Consider the following 13,027-nt stretch of genomic DNA (forward strand, 5'->3'; position numbering starts at 1 on the left):
ATACTGTTGCTTCCTTTGCCGGGAAGGGGTGAATAAAAACGGCGAACCTCCTTATCCTGCGCTCGCGAAGTGACTTTTTAAGGGTCAACTATTTAGGTTACAAATTTGATGTACTATATATACAAAAATATTTCGCAAATGGGAGCGGTCAGGCAAAAAAATTGTAAAATTTTTATTCCAACTTGGACTATAAAAGTTAAAAACCCGGCTTCCGCCGGGTTTCAATAGTCGATTTTAAGGGGTTAAACAGCTATTTTCCAAGCTTTTCTTTAATCGCAAAGACTTCTTCTTCAGAAAGCTTAGAAACACGCACTACCTTTTCAACGGAATCACCATCCGCAAGCATAGCCGCAGCCATTTCGAGCTTGGCTTCGGCTTTTCCTTCCACCTTGCCCTCTTCCTTGCTTTCATGAAGGTCATATTCGTAAGTCATATACTTGTTCCTTATGAGAGTGTCGGATTTGTAATAAGACACCTGGTCATTGATAGTTTCTGCTTCACGAGAGTCCGCATTCCTTGTCGCAAAGTACTTCATGTACGCCTTGACGACTGGATCCGTAAAATCCTCGTACCTTTTAAATATATAAAAGTTTTTGAAGGTGCGGTCGTTCAATGTGACGCTAGTATCCTCTCGCGCCCTGTTTTCAAAGTGATAACAGGGGAACCCGTGCCCAAAAATATCCATCGGGCAAAGGAAAATGACGTATTGTTCCTTGAGGCTGGTGTAATAGCCACCCTTCGAAAGAGCCACGCCGTCGCCCACGCTCTGGTAGTACCTGGCTCGCTGCGGGAGTTCCTTGGTATCGACCATCTGCATTTCTAAATCAAACGACCGAATCGTTTCTCCGTTTTCATTGGTTTCGCGAGCAAACACATCGTAGCGGACTCCCTTATGCTCTGCATCGTAACTCAAGACCGCTTCCGGAACAGGGGTTTCCAGATGGTCGATTTTTATGCCTAACAAATGCTCGATGAATGGTTGCGCGATGTGTTTGTTACTGAATACGAGTCCGAACATAATTGGGTCGGTTATGTCAAGGTCGTCAAAAGACTTGATATTCATTTGTTTTTCCTTTTATGTTAAGTTATGGACACTCCCTATTACTTAACACGCTCTTTTCAGTAAATAGGAACCAAATTTTCTGTAAAACTTTTGTAAAAAGGGAAAACGCACTTTTTCGCGCTCTATATTCCAAGTTGGAGTAAGAAAAATGTCATTTTTTTGTCACAGATCACAGACGTATGTAAACTTTTGTTTTATATTTATGTTGTTAAACCTCAATTAAAAGGAGGTTGTATTATGCTGACTGAAATTTTAAAGAAAATTGGCGAGTTCTGCTCGCTCAAGACGCCGCAAGGTGAAGCTCGGAACAAATGGAAGAGCGGTTTTACCATCATAGAACTGATGGTGGTCATTATTATTATCAACCTTCTTTCGGGCGTAGCCGTACCGAAGTTCACCGACTATATCGAAAGAACAAAACAAAGAATCGACCTGATGAAGCTTTATTACCTACGCGACGCCCTTAACAGGGCTATGTACGAAGGCGATGTTTTCGATATAGACGAATCTCAAACTTGCGACGGTGTAAAAAACAACAAAGAAAAATTGAGCCAATGGTTAGCCACCGATAGCGGTGTAACATTGTTCATTATGGAACTACACAACGAGCTTGAGGCCAATTTCCAAGCAAAAAACAATAACAGATTTACAGACGTCCAAAATATGTGCGGAGTCCTTTCTGGTGGTGGTTTTTGGGCCGACGCTTTCAAAGATGCCGGTTTCGGTGCCATAGCCGACATTCTTTACGCTAGAGACCATAAACAAGGCAACAAAATACTAAGTGGAGAAACTTACGACGCCTACCCAGTAAAAATCAATGGCTCTGACTGGTGGAGAACACACCCTCGTCAGCCTATTTTCATCAGCAGAGCACTGAACGGCGACCCCAACGCTCCCCTAACCGCATCCAAAATCGGCGGGCAAAATAGATACAAATTTAAAACCAGATGGGCTAACGCAAACGCAAAAACCCATTCCCTTGAAGTTTTCATCCAGAACGCACAAGGCACCAATAACAAAAAACCGTTCACAACACGTCAAGGAGTCTGTTTTTCAACAGAACCAGTCCTCTGCACAGCGAAGTGGTGGTAATACCGCCCATCAACACTCTTCCGGTCGCCCCACGGGCGGCCTTTCTTTTTACTACTTTATAATCACTATGAGTGAAAATTGTCTTTTCTGCAAAATCATCAAGGGTGAAATCCCTTCCAAGAAAATCTACGAAGATGACGACGTGTTCGCCTTCTACGACATTGCCCCGCAGGCTCCGGTGCACTTTTTGGTGGTGCCCAAGCGCCACATTTCCACAATCATGGACATGCAGCCGGCCGACTGCGAACTGGTGGGCAAAATGCTTTACCGCGCACAAATTATCGCCAAGGAACTCGGCATCGAAGAATCGGGCGCACGCTTCGTATTCAACTGCAAGGCCGACGCGGGCCAGACGGTGTTCCATATCCACCTGCACGTGCTTGGCGGCCAGGTCATGGGTTGGCCTCCGTTCCCGAAAGACTAAATGATCAAAACTCAGGCGATAGTACTCCACCGGTTTGCGTATAGCGACTCGAGCTTTATCGTGAAAGCGCTCACCGAAGAGTGCGGCGTGGTGAGTTTTATTATCAAGGGCGCCAAGCGCAAGGAATCGCCCTTCAAGGGGGCGCTTGACCCGCTGGCACTCTCCGAGGTAGTGTTCCGGCAGAACCCGGCCAAAGAGTTGCAGTTCATTAAAGAGACATCCATCTTGAACTGGCATGCACACTTGCGGGCCTCGCTCATGGACTTGGCGATTGCTCAGGTGATGGCCGAAATCGTGCTGCGGTATGCGCCACCGGCCACTCCGATTCCCGAGGAGTTCGCCTTGCTAAAGCAGGCGCTCGCGGAATTCGACTCCCCCACAGGCACCACGAGCGACACTGCTGTTACAAGCGCGCCGGGGTCAGTAAATTCGCCGGGCAAAACGAGTGCCGACTCGGTATTCAGCCGCTGGTTGCTCAATATTTGCGACTTGTGGGGCTACCACCTGGAACTTGGCGTGTGCAGCCGCTGCGAAAGGCCACTCGCCGAACCTGCGGCGGACTTTTTCCCGGAATCGGGCGCGCTCATTTGCAAGCATTGCCAGGGTGTACAGAGTGCGCGAGCCCGCGCAGAGACGTTGCAGGGGCTCTGGGAACTGAATTTAGCGCAAAACAACCCCGAGCAGGCGCTACAAAAACTCACGGGGCGCGTCTTTGTGGAGAACGCTTTGCTATCTTATCTACGCAATCACATCGGATTCCTGAAAGAAATCCATTCCCTTTCATGGCTACAGGAGGTTCGTAAGTTATGCTCAGCCCAATCGACATAAAGAACAAGAAGCAAAAAGGCGAAAAAGTTTCGATGATTACCGCCTACGACTACGCATTTGCCCAGATGGCAGAGGCGGCAGGCGTAGACCAGATTCTGGTAGGCGACAGTCTCGCCAACACCATGCTCGGCTACAAGAGTACCCGCGAAATCGGCATGAACGAGATGCTGATTTTTGTGGCGGCGGTTTGCCGCGGCGCCCCCAATACCCACGTGGTGGCCGACATGCCCTATTTGAGCGATAAGGATCCGCAGACAGCATACGATAACGCCCGCCGCTTTATGGACGTGGGTGCTTCTTGCGTAAAAATCGAGGGTACCCCCGCGGGCGTGCACGAATACTTGCTGAGCCACGACATTCCCATTTGCGCGCACCTCGGACTTTTGCCGCAGACGGCCGAAAACTTCAAGCAGAAGGGCCGCACCGAAGAAGAAGCGGCCGCAATCATCAAGGCTGCCAAGTATGTAGATGACCTGGGTTGTTTCGAGATAGTGCTGGAGCACATTCCCGAGGAGCTCGGCACCAAGATTACCGGCATGGTGAACGCGGTGACGATCGGTATTGGCGGCGGAAAGTTCACGGACGGTCAAGTGCTCGTGATGCACGACGCCTTGGGTATGCACCCGCGCAAGCTGCCCCCGTTTGCAACGAAGTTCGTCGACATGTACAGTTTAGGTGTCGAAGGATTCAAGAAGTATATTGAGAGCGTAAAATCGCTCTAATTGTCTTCATATTGTCTCGCTAACAAAAAAATGCGCGCGAAGCGGTGCATGAGCACTGCTTCTTTTTTTCAATAAACATCTTGACAGTCTCCAAAAAGGAATTTATATTTATAGTGCACAAAAAAGCACTTATACAAACACAAACCATTGACAAGACTAAAGGAATAATGTATATTGGCAACAGATAATGACCGAAAAAAGGGTTTATATTAAACACGCAAGTGTCCCTTGAGTAGGTCTTTTTTTGTGCCCTTATTAATGGAGGGTATATGGAAACGGCAGTAATGATTGATGGAGCCTTTCTAAGGAAAAAATTTCATTCCAAATTCAAAAAAGATATAACTCCTACAGACGTTCAAACCTTTACACACTGCATACTTCAAAAATCTGGGCTAGAAAACAATTCCTTTAGGGCCTATTTCTACGACTGTAGTCCATGTACAGCCAAGACCTCGTTGCCCGTGACAAATAGAGCTTTTCTTTTTGATTCCCAACCTCAATATCAAAAGGGTCTTGACTTATTGTCAGGCATTTCCCAATTAGATTTTTTCGCCGTAAGACTTGGCCAACTTCAATTTTCCGGCTGGTCTCTGAAAAAAAAGTGCTATACACAGCCCACCCCTTACACAGACGACTGTTTCGTTCCAAACCTTTCTCAAAAGGGTGTAGATATAAAGATTGGCCTAGATATGGCTTGGATTGGATACCAAAACATAGCCAAACATATCGTTTTGGTAACCGGTGACAGCGATTTCATCCCAGCCATCAAAGTTGCTCGTAAAAGCGGGGTTTTCGTCTGGCTCTACACATTAGCTCATAACGTAAAGGCCGAATTGAAAATGAACGCCGACGTTTCAAAATCAGATGATCTTCGGTGCTTAATGCAAAGTTCGTAGTAAAAATCGTGCGATAGAATCCTAACGCATTGAGTAACAAGCATTTCCAAAATTACATACAAACTAAAAATTATTTTTTATGAAGTGAACGGCATCACTTCATAATCTTTTTTTTGTAAAAAAACAACTTTTTTTTAATTTTTTTTGAAAAAGGTGTTGATTATTTGTGAAAATAAGTTATTTTATACACAGCTAATTCACAACATAACCATAAGGAAGAAAAAAATGGCTACTACAAAGACTGCAAAGAAGCCGGCTGCTAAGAAGCCCGCTGCTAAGAAACCCGCTGCCGCTAAGAAGCCGGCCGCTGCTAAGAAGCCCGCTGCTGCAAAGAAGCCGGCTGCTAAGAAGCCCGCCGCCAAGAAGCCGGCCGCTGCTAAGAAGCCCGCTGCTGCAAAGAAGCCCGCTGCAAAGAAGCCCGCTGCAAAGAAGCCCGCCGCCAAGAAGCCGGCTGCTGCTAAGAAGCCCGCTGCTAAGAAGCCGGCCGCTAAGAAGCCCGCTGCTGCAAAGAAGCCGGCTGCTAAGAAGGCTGCAAAGAAGTAATTCAACAATTTCTCCTTTGTTGACGAGCCCTGAACTTGTTTCAGGGTTCGTTTTTTTTATGGGCGGGGCGCGTTTTCTATTTTTGGGGTATGATTTCAGAAAAAGACCTCGCCGAACTCGAAAAAATCCCCTACGAACAGCGCATTGAGCGCGTCGAAAAACTTTTAGAAGGCAAAAACGAGCCGCGCGCCTTTGAGCTCGGGCTTTTGCTCGCCTTGAAGATGGGGCAAGAGATTCGCGAAGGCAAGGAACTTGGATCTGATTCGGGCGACTTGGTCGCCAGCTGGAGCGGAAAGCACCCGGATTCAGTCGTGGAAGAAGCAATTGCGTTTGCGAAAGAGTTCCTGATGAACCCGGCGGGGATTGCAGAAAAGATTAAGCGGGGGTTGCAGAAACAGGATGCTGATGCTGATAGTCATCAGCATGACGAGCAGAAACAGGATGCCGATGCTGACCTGCGTCAGCATGACCGTGAGGGCAACGAGGCGTAGAATGGATAACAAGCTGATAGCGACGGTTGATATCGGGAGTCACAGCTGCATTCTGCTGATTGCGGCGTTTGAGGAGGGGGTGCTGGTTCCCAAGCTCCAGAAGGTGGAAGTCTGCCGACTGGGCGAAGATATTTACGAACACGGCGCCATTACCGAAAAGCGAATCAAGGAACTAGAAGCCATCATGACGAAGTTCCGCATGGACCTGCACGCGCTGGGCGCAAACCTCAAGGCCGCGGTGATGACCGAAGCCATGCGCAACGCCGAGAACCCGGACGAAGTGATTGCCGCTGTCGAAAAGGCGCTCTGGATCAAGCCGCGAATCATCAGCGGCGAAGAAGAAGGCAAGCTCACCTACCGCTCGGTCAAGGAATGGCACGGCGAAGGCCTCGTGACTATTGACATTGGCGGCGGTTCCACGGAACTCAGCAACGGCGACAACACGTTCTCGATTCCAGTGGGCGCACTCAAGATGTTCAAGGCCATGGGTCCGATCCCTGGCCCCGAATACAAGAAGTTCGTGAAGGAAACCTTCAAGGAAGTCAGCTTCAAGGGCATGACCAAGAAGCCGGTGTACTTGATTGGCGGCACCGGTACGGCACTTGCGATGGTCTACCTGAACAAGCAGCAGTTCGACTACAAGGCGATCGAAGGCCTGGAACTTTCCATTAGCGATCTGGATGCCGTGACGACAAAAATTTCGAACCTGTCCAAGGAACTGCGCGCCATGCTCCCGGGCCTTGAAAACGGCCGTCACGAAGTGATTATTTGCGGGCTGTTCTGGCTGAAGTCGCTCCTGGAAAAACTCCGCGTCGAAACATTTAAGATTAGTACAGCCGGTTTAAGATTCGGACTACTTTATGAGAATCAATAAGTTCATTTCTCTCTGTGGAATTGCGAGCCGCCGCGCGGCAGACACCTTGATTGAAGAAGGTCGCGTGCAGGTGAATGGCGAAGTCATTAAGGACCTCGGCCACCAGGTCGACGAGAACGCCGACAACGTCGTTGTCGACGGCAAGCCTGCCAAACTCCCGCGCAAGACGACGACCATCATGTTCCACAAGCCGGCCGGCTGCGTTTGCACCAAGACCGACCCGCAAGGCCGCCGCACGGTGTACGACTACTTGCCGCCCGCTTACCAGAGCCTAAAGTATGTGGGTCGCCTCGACTTGCAGAGCCGCGGACTGTTGCTGTTTACCGACGATGGCGAACTGCTGCACCGACTCACGCACCCGAGTTACGAAATTCCGCGCAGCTACTATGTGTGGACGGACCGTCCGCTGAGCGAGCACGCCGCGCAAAAGCTGGTCGACGGCGTAGACATCCGCGAAGAAGGCGCCGAACAAGAAGAAATCGCATTCGCCACCGACATTTATTTAGAGAAAGGCTTTGCCGAACTCGTGCTGATCGAAGGCAAGAACCGCGAAATCCGCCGCATGATGCGCGCCGTAGGTTACGAGATTCGCGACCTCAAGCGCGTGAGTTACTGCAAGCTGACTTTGGGCGACTTGCCCGCCGGCGAATTCCGCGAACTCACCGCCGACGAACTCAACAAAATCCGCCAGGCCGTTCACGTTTAGATCCTTCGACAAGCTCAGGATGACACTCTAGCTATGAATGGCAGAACTCTTTATATTGGTGATGTGCATGGTTGCGCAGATGAACTCGAGCGCATTGTAGACGCATTCGGTTTTGTTCGCGGCAAGGACACGCTGTATCAAACGGGCGACATCATCAACAAGGGCCCCGACATGTTGCGGGCACTGCAGTTCGTGAAGGACAACGGGATCCTCACAGTGCGCGGCAATCACGAAGAGCATTTGATTCGTGCGCTGGAACTGCCCGAAAGCGGCTGGACCGAGAAGCAACGCGCCCGCTTCGCCAAGCTCCCGATGGAAACATGGCACGCAATATCCGCCGAAGTAAGCACTTGGCCTCTGTGGCGCGACACCCCACACGCTCTGCTGGTTCACGCCGGTTTAGAGCCCGGCAAGGTCAGACTAGAGGACATGGACCGGGAAGTTATTTTGTCCGTAAGATACTGGAACGACCGTCCGTGGTTTGAACAAATTAACTGGAACAAGACAGTCGTATTTGGCCACTGGGCCAAGATGGGATTCGTGAACCGCCCCGGATTTATTGGGCTCGACGCCGGCTGCGTGTACGGTAAAAAGCTGATGGCCTGGTGCCCTGAAGAAGACAAATTCTACGAAGTGCCTGCCGCTCGCGAATATTCTCCGGTCAAAGACAAGGCGAAAACCGCCATCGACGCCCCTTGCATTGTGCCGGGGGACCAGTTGCCCGAAGCCAAGCAGCCGAAGACTTTCGAAGATATTAAAGCGAAGATTGCAAGCGGCGACATCGCTCTCGCCGACGACAGCGAACATGCCAAAGAAATCCGCAAAGCCTCGCCCAGCGTCGCCGCCGAGTGGGCCGGGTACATTTAAAAGTCGCAGTTTTTAACGCAGCGGTTCTGTTCAAATACCGCTTCGAGAACTTTCAATCCCTTGTTATAGCGACGATATGCGCCATGGCGCAGCCCATGCTCCAAAGTCATTTCTTCTTTGAGGCTACCTAGTTCGTCGAAAACTTTTGCAACGCCGTGCAGATGCCCGCGCACATACGGCAGTTTACGTCGAAGAGTTCCCTTGTCGTCCCACTCTTCAGTAAGGCCATCCAAGATTCCGTTCTTGTAGGATTCACGGGACTTTTTCATTCCGTTTTCAAAATAGACCGTCGTGAACCCTTCTTCGATACCATCTTTGTAACCGACGGTTTGCCAAAGTTTTCCGTTGTCGTAATAACTCCTGAACACGCCGTCGAGTTTGCCGTTTTTGTACGGAGCCTCGATTGCGATCTTGCCGTTCGGGTGATAACTGTAGGCTATACCCTCGCGGACATTTGTTCCCTTCTGCACCGTATAGATGCGGGACAGCGAATTGTCTGCGTAAAATTCTTTTATCGTATCAAGCGCCACCGTCGGCGAATTTTGCGCCAGCGCAATCGAGCACAGCCCACATAGAGAAATACACAACGAAATCAACGCTTTCATCGAAACCAAATGTAGCTTTATCATCGATAATTATGTATTTTGCCATTGCTTATGCGCATTACTTTTTTAAATCCCCCGTTTCATCCGATGTTCAGTCGCGAGTCGCGCAGTCCGTGCGTGACCAAGTCTTCTACCCTTTACTGGCCCATGTTTTTGAGCTACGCCGCCGGCACTGTCGAAGCCGACGGTAACGAGATTCAGCTCATTGATAGCCCGGCCATGGAACTTGACCTCGCGCAGACTCTGGATGGTATCAAGAAGTTTGACCCCGAGCTCGTGGTTTGCAGCACGAGTACGCCGAGTATTCTGAACGACCTCAAGGTGGTGCACGCCATTAAAGAAGCGCTCCCGAAAACGAAGATCGCTATCATGGGTACGCACGCTACCGCCGAGCCGCTCGAATCTATGGAAATGGAACCGAGCCTCGACTTCGTGATTATCGGCGAAGCGGACTACACCGCAAGGAACCTCGCCCGCTACCTGCGTGGCGACATCAAAGATATTTCTAGCATCGCTGGCCTCGCCTTCCGCAAGGCTGATGGCACGGTTGACTTCCAGCCGGAAGGCCCGAAGATCGAAAACCTCGATGAAATCCCCTGGGTCTCTAAGGTTTACCGCAAGTACCTTTACAGCTGCTACAAGAAGTATTTCTACGGCGCCAACCTGAACCCGCTGATTGTGATTCTGTCGGGCCGCGGCTGCCCGAACCGCTGCAGCTACTGCGTGATTCCGCAGACGTTGAACGGCCACAAATTCCGCCGCCGCTCTCCGAAAGATGTGGTAGACGAACTGCAGTACATCAAGGAAAACTTTGACGACCTCGGCGAAGTATTCTTCGAAGACGACACGTTTACCGCAAGCCACGAACACGTTCGCGAAATCTGCAACTTGATTTTGGAACGCGGCCTCAAGATTACTTGGAGCTGCAACGCTCGCGCCGATGTTCCGCTCGACTTGCTCAAGCTCATGAAGAAGGCCGGTGGCCGCGAAATGTGCGTGGGCTTCGAAAGCGCCAGCCCGGTGGTTCTCGAAAACATCCACAAGGGTGTCAAGAATACCGACAAGGCAATTGAGTTCACGAAGAATGCCCGCAAGGCGGGACTCTTGGTGCACGGTTGCTTTATGGTGGGTAACCCGGGCGACACGCCGGAAACGCTCCGCATGACGCTCGACTACGCCAAGAAGTTGAACCCGAATACGGCTCAGTTCTACCCCATTATGGCATACCCCGGCACCGAAGCTTACAAGGAAGCTTTGGAAAGCGGCGCATTGCAGACAAAGGATTACAACCAGTGGCTGGACAAGGACGGTTTCCACCGCACCACCATCCAGCGCGGCGAACTCACCAGCCAGGCACTCGTCGACTTCTGCGACAAGGCCCGCCGTGAATTCTACCTGCGTCCGAGTTACATTCTGCGTCAGGGAATCATGGCCATCAAGAACCCGCGTGAACGCTACCGCGTGATGCGTGGATTCGGCACACTCGTGAAGCACTTGTTCCGCAAGCATGGGCAGCTGGCACCAGTCGCAAGACAAGCCCCGACAGTGAAGGAATAAACGCTAATTGTCATCCTGAGCGAAGCCCATAGGGCAAAGTCGATATACGAAACTAGTCAACTTGTTGACTTAGTTGAGTTAGGTTCGAAGGAGCAGGATCCAGTATATAAGAAAGCCGCAGCGATGAACTGCGGCTTTTCTTTATTTGCCCCTGAAACAAAGCCGATGCTGAACCAAGTTCAGCATGACGTTGGGAATGCTGACCCTGAGAATGCCGACTCTGAACCAAGTTCAGAGTGACAATGTAGGCGGATTTACTTCGCAGCGGCGGAGGCGAATGCGCGGCCGAGCTTCTCCAATGCTTCGGCGACTTCGGCTTCGCTCACGTTCAGCGGCGGGAGCATACGCAGCACGTTGCCCTTGGCGCTAAGCACCATGAGCTTTTCGTTGCGGGCGGCAGCGATGATGTTGCCGACCGGCATAGATTCGTCGAGGGCCACACCGAGAATCAAACCTTCGCCGCGGATCTCCTTGGCAAATGCATACTTTTCGGTAAGAGCCTTGAGGCCAGCCTTAATCTGAGCGGAACGTTCGGCGACATTCTTGAGGAGGCCCGGAATCTGCTTCACGACAGCGAGACCTGCGGCGCATGCAATCGGGTTACCGCCGAATGTGGTACCATGGTCGCCAGCCTTAAGCTGGTCAGCAATCTTCTGGCGCAGGAGCACCGCACCGAGCGGGAGACCGCCACCGATACCCTTAGCAAGAGAAACGAGATCCGGATTTAAGCCGTACTTTTCGAAACCGAGGAAGGTTCCGAGACGGCCCACACCAGCCTGCACTTCGTCAACAATCACGAGGCAGCCGCATTCTTTCTGCAGGCTGTTGATGGTTGCGACCATTTCAGCGGAAAGCGTCATCACGCCACCTTCGGCAGCGAGGCTTTCGAGCATAATAGCGCAAGTATCCTTGTTGACTTCTTTCTTCAAAGCTTCGCAGTCGTTCCAAGTCACGTGCACGAAGTCACCCGGCATAGAGCCGAAACCTTCGCGGATAGCCGGCTGGCCCGTTGCAGAAAGAGCGGCGAAAGTACGGCCGTGGAAGCTGTTAATGAAAGTCACGATCTTCTGGCGATTCTTTTCGCCCTTCCGGTCAAAGTACTTACGTGCGAACTTGATAGCGCCTTCGTTGGCTTCGGTACCGGAGTTGCAGAAGAATGCCTTGTCGAACTTGGTGATTTCAAGGAGAGCCTTGCCGAGTTCAATCTGCGGGTAGTTCGGGTAAAGGTTGCTGATGTGATTGAAGTGGTTCATCTGTTCCACCACAGCATCCTTGATGGCCTGGTTCTGGTGACCGAGCGCATTCACGGCGATACCAGCCACGAAGTCGAGGTACTTGTTGCCCTGATCGTCGTAGAGGTAAGAGCCTTCGCCCTTCACGAAGTTGATGTCAGCCTTGCCGTAGAGCGGCGCGATAATTTGTTTGTCCTGTTCGAGCAGGTTAGCGCAAGATTGTGCCATAGTTTAAATCTCCATTAATTTGTTTGCCAAAGTGTTCCGCGTCCTTCCAACCCACGATGTGGATGCTCTTGAGTCCTCGTCGGATCGACTTGAAACTCTCGCGGACTTTGGGAATCATACCGCCGGAGATGACGCCAGCTTCAATCAGCTTTTCGGCGTCCGCTTCGCTCAGTTCGGGAATTACATTCTTGTTTTCGTCCATTACGCCCGGCACGTCGCTCACCAGTACAAACTGGTCCGCTTCGAGTGCCACAGCCAGTTCGCTTGCAGCAGTGTCTGCGTTCACGTTCCAGCTCTGACCATCGCCAATGGAAATCGGGCTGACCACCGGAGTCCAACCGGCCGCCCACAGGTCAGCGACAATCTTCGGATTGACCTTCTTGATTTCGCCCACCAGGCCAAGGTCCACCTTGCCCTGTTTCTTTTCGACCTGGAACAGGTTCGCGTCTACGCCCGAAATACCGACGGCGCCACAGCCGTTGTTCAGGAGCATGCGCACAAGCTTCTTGTTCACGTGGCCAGAGAGGGTCATCTCGACCATCTTCATGATGCCAGGAGTAGTCACTCGGAGGCCGTCGATGAATGTCGGTTGTTCCTTCAGCAAGGCGATATTTTCGTTGATGTCCTTGCCACCACCGTGAACCACGGCCACCTGACAGCCACTACCGGGGAGTGTAGAGACTGCCGACACAAAATCAGCGAGCTTGGCTTCGTCGATTGCCAGGCTGCCACCAATTTTTACAACCACTTTTTTCATCGTGTGCGAGTTCCTCTCGTTTTATTTTTACGGAGACAAATTTAGAAAAGTAGACAGTAGGCAGTAGGAAGTAGACAGGAAAAAGCCCTCATTATCCCTTTTTGAATGTTTTTTGTAATTTTTCAACTTTTCCTTTTTTAAC

The 13,027-nt window shown here is 50.9% G+C and carries 15 protein-coding genes; 11 read left to right on the top strand and 4 right to left on the bottom strand.

Going from position 1 to position 13,027, the window contains the following annotated elements:
* Positions 1-250 precede the first annotated feature (250 nt).
* Complete coding sequence (locus tag BUA40_RS12830; protein WP_072801254.1) at positions 251-1,063, bottom strand: PD-(D/E)XK nuclease family transposase; 813 nt, start codon at positions 1,061-1,063, stop codon at positions 251-253.
* A 237-nt stretch (positions 1,064-1,300) separates the two neighbouring features.
* On the opposite strand from BUA40_RS12830, the gene BUA40_RS12835 reads away from it, so the two are divergent.
* The 10 genes from BUA40_RS12835 to BUA40_RS12880 all read left to right on the top strand — a co-directional run bounded on the left by BUA40_RS12835 (position 1,301) and on the right by BUA40_RS12880 (position 8,506).
* Positions 1,301-2,155, top strand: a complete 855-nt coding sequence (locus BUA40_RS12835; RefSeq protein WP_072801255.1) for a type IV pilin protein — start codon at positions 1,301-1,303, stop codon at positions 2,153-2,155.
* Positions 2,156-2,222: 67 nt separating this feature from the next.
* Positions 2,223-2,579, top strand: coding sequence for a histidine triad nucleotide-binding protein (locus BUA40_RS12840; RefSeq protein WP_072801256.1), 357 nt, complete (start codon positions 2,223-2,225; stop codon positions 2,577-2,579).
* Positions 2,580-3,407, top strand: coding sequence for a DNA repair protein RecO (gene recO, locus BUA40_RS12845; RefSeq protein ID WP_072801257.1), 828 nt, complete (start codon positions 2,580-2,582; stop codon positions 3,405-3,407). It begins immediately after the preceding gene.
* A complete protein-coding gene (gene panB, locus BUA40_RS12850) occupies positions 3,386-4,129 on the top strand; it encodes a 3-methyl-2-oxobutanoate hydroxymethyltransferase (RefSeq protein WP_072801258.1) in 744 nt (247 codons plus the stop codon). The genes recO and panB overlap by 22 nt, the downstream gene beginning before the upstream one ends.
* Positions 4,130-4,398: 269 nt before the next feature.
* Positions 4,399-5,025, top strand: coding sequence for an NYN domain-containing protein (locus tag BUA40_RS12855; RefSeq protein WP_072801259.1), 627 nt, complete (start codon positions 4,399-4,401; stop codon positions 5,023-5,025).
* Positions 5,026-5,250: 225 nt separating this feature from the next.
* On the top strand, positions 5,251-5,568 hold the full coding sequence (locus BUA40_RS12860) for a histone H1 (RefSeq protein ID WP_072801260.1): 318 nt from the start codon (positions 5,251-5,253) through the stop codon (positions 5,566-5,568).
* 89 nt (positions 5,569-5,657) lie between these two features.
* Positions 5,658-6,059, top strand: coding sequence for a hypothetical protein (locus tag BUA40_RS12865; protein ID WP_072801261.1), 402 nt, complete (start codon positions 5,658-5,660; stop codon positions 6,057-6,059).
* Position 6,060: 1 nt separating this feature from the next.
* Positions 6,061-6,933, top strand: a complete 873-nt coding sequence (locus BUA40_RS12870) for a Ppx/GppA phosphatase family protein (RefSeq protein WP_072801262.1) — start codon at positions 6,061-6,063, stop codon at positions 6,931-6,933.
* Positions 6,920-7,639, top strand: a complete 720-nt coding sequence (locus tag BUA40_RS12875) for a pseudouridine synthase (protein WP_072801263.1) — start codon at positions 6,920-6,922, stop codon at positions 7,637-7,639. Before BUA40_RS12870 ends, BUA40_RS12875 begins: the two co-directional genes overlap by 14 nt.
* Before the next feature lie 33 nt (positions 7,640-7,672).
* A complete protein-coding gene (locus BUA40_RS12880) occupies positions 7,673-8,506 on the top strand; it encodes a metallophosphoesterase (protein ID WP_072801264.1) in 834 nt (277 codons plus the stop codon).
* Here the strand turns inward: BUA40_RS12880 and BUA40_RS12885 are convergent.
* On the bottom strand, positions 8,503-9,111 hold the full coding sequence (locus tag BUA40_RS12885) for a toxin-antitoxin system YwqK family antitoxin (RefSeq protein ID WP_072801265.1): 609 nt from the start codon (positions 9,109-9,111) through the stop codon (positions 8,503-8,505). The two genes, BUA40_RS12880 and BUA40_RS12885, sit on opposite strands and share 4 nt — an antisense overlap.
* Before the next feature lie 51 nt (positions 9,112-9,162).
* On the opposite strand from BUA40_RS12885, the gene BUA40_RS12890 reads away from it, so the two are divergent.
* On the top strand, positions 9,163-10,668 hold the full coding sequence (locus BUA40_RS12890; protein WP_072801266.1) for a B12-binding domain-containing radical SAM protein: 1,506 nt from the start codon (positions 9,163-9,165) through the stop codon (positions 10,666-10,668).
* 254 nt (positions 10,669-10,922) lie between these two features.
* Here BUA40_RS12890 and BUA40_RS12895 read toward each other — a convergent pair whose 3' ends face one another.
* Both BUA40_RS12895 and argB read right to left on the bottom strand, forming a co-directional pair.
* Positions 10,923-12,128, bottom strand: a complete 1,206-nt coding sequence (locus BUA40_RS12895; RefSeq protein WP_072801267.1) for an aspartate aminotransferase family protein — start codon at positions 12,126-12,128, stop codon at positions 10,923-10,925.
* Positions 12,109-12,885, bottom strand: coding sequence for an acetylglutamate kinase (argB, locus tag BUA40_RS12900; protein WP_072801268.1), 777 nt, complete (start codon positions 12,883-12,885; stop codon positions 12,109-12,111). The genes BUA40_RS12895 and argB overlap by 20 nt, the downstream gene beginning before the upstream one ends.
* Positions 12,886-13,027 lie beyond the last annotated feature (142 nt).

The sequence above is a fragment of the Fibrobacter sp. UWT2 genome (assembly GCF_900142545.1).
GTDB lineage: Bacteria > Fibrobacterota > Fibrobacteria > Fibrobacterales > Fibrobacteraceae > Fibrobacter.

Bases quoted from the DNA above. Each gene is read 5' to 3' on its own strand.
- BUA40_RS12830 (WP_072801254.1), bottom strand. From the start codon at position 1,063: ATGAATATCAAGTCTTTTGACGACCTTGACATAACCGACCCAATTATG.
- BUA40_RS12835 (WP_072801255.1), top strand. From the start codon at position 1,301: ATGCTGACTGAAATTTTAAAGAAAATTGGCGAGTTCTGCTCGCTCAAG.
- BUA40_RS12840 (WP_072801256.1), top strand. From the start codon at position 2,223: ATGAGTGAAAATTGTCTTTTCTGCAAAATCATCAAGGGTGAAATCCCT.
- recO (WP_072801257.1), top strand. From the start codon at position 2,580: ATGATCAAAACTCAGGCGATAGTACTCCACCGGTTTGCGTATAGCGAC.
- panB (WP_072801258.1), top strand. From the start codon at position 3,386: ATGCTCAGCCCAATCGACATAAAGAACAAGAAGCAAAAAGGCGAAAAA.
- BUA40_RS12855 (WP_072801259.1), top strand. From the start codon at position 4,399: ATGGAAACGGCAGTAATGATTGATGGAGCCTTTCTAAGGAAAAAATTT.
- BUA40_RS12860 (WP_072801260.1), top strand. From the start codon at position 5,251: ATGGCTACTACAAAGACTGCAAAGAAGCCGGCTGCTAAGAAGCCCGCT.
- BUA40_RS12865 (WP_072801261.1), top strand. From the start codon at position 5,658: ATGATTTCAGAAAAAGACCTCGCCGAACTCGAAAAAATCCCCTACGAA.
- BUA40_RS12870 (WP_072801262.1), top strand. From the start codon at position 6,061: ATGGATAACAAGCTGATAGCGACGGTTGATATCGGGAGTCACAGCTGC.
- BUA40_RS12875 (WP_072801263.1), top strand. From the start codon at position 6,920: ATGAGAATCAATAAGTTCATTTCTCTCTGTGGAATTGCGAGCCGCCGC.
- BUA40_RS12880 (WP_072801264.1), top strand. From the start codon at position 7,673: ATGAATGGCAGAACTCTTTATATTGGTGATGTGCATGGTTGCGCAGAT.
- BUA40_RS12885 (WP_072801265.1), bottom strand. From the start codon at position 9,111: ATGAAAGCGTTGATTTCGTTGTGTATTTCTCTATGTGGGCTGTGCTCG.
- BUA40_RS12890 (WP_072801266.1), top strand. From the start codon at position 9,163: ATGCGCATTACTTTTTTAAATCCCCCGTTTCATCCGATGTTCAGTCGC.
- BUA40_RS12895 (WP_072801267.1), bottom strand. From the start codon at position 12,128: ATGGCACAATCTTGCGCTAACCTGCTCGAACAGGACAAACAAATTATC.
- argB (WP_072801268.1), bottom strand. From the start codon at position 12,885: ATGAAAAAAGTGGTTGTAAAAATTGGTGGCAGCCTGGCAATCGACGAA.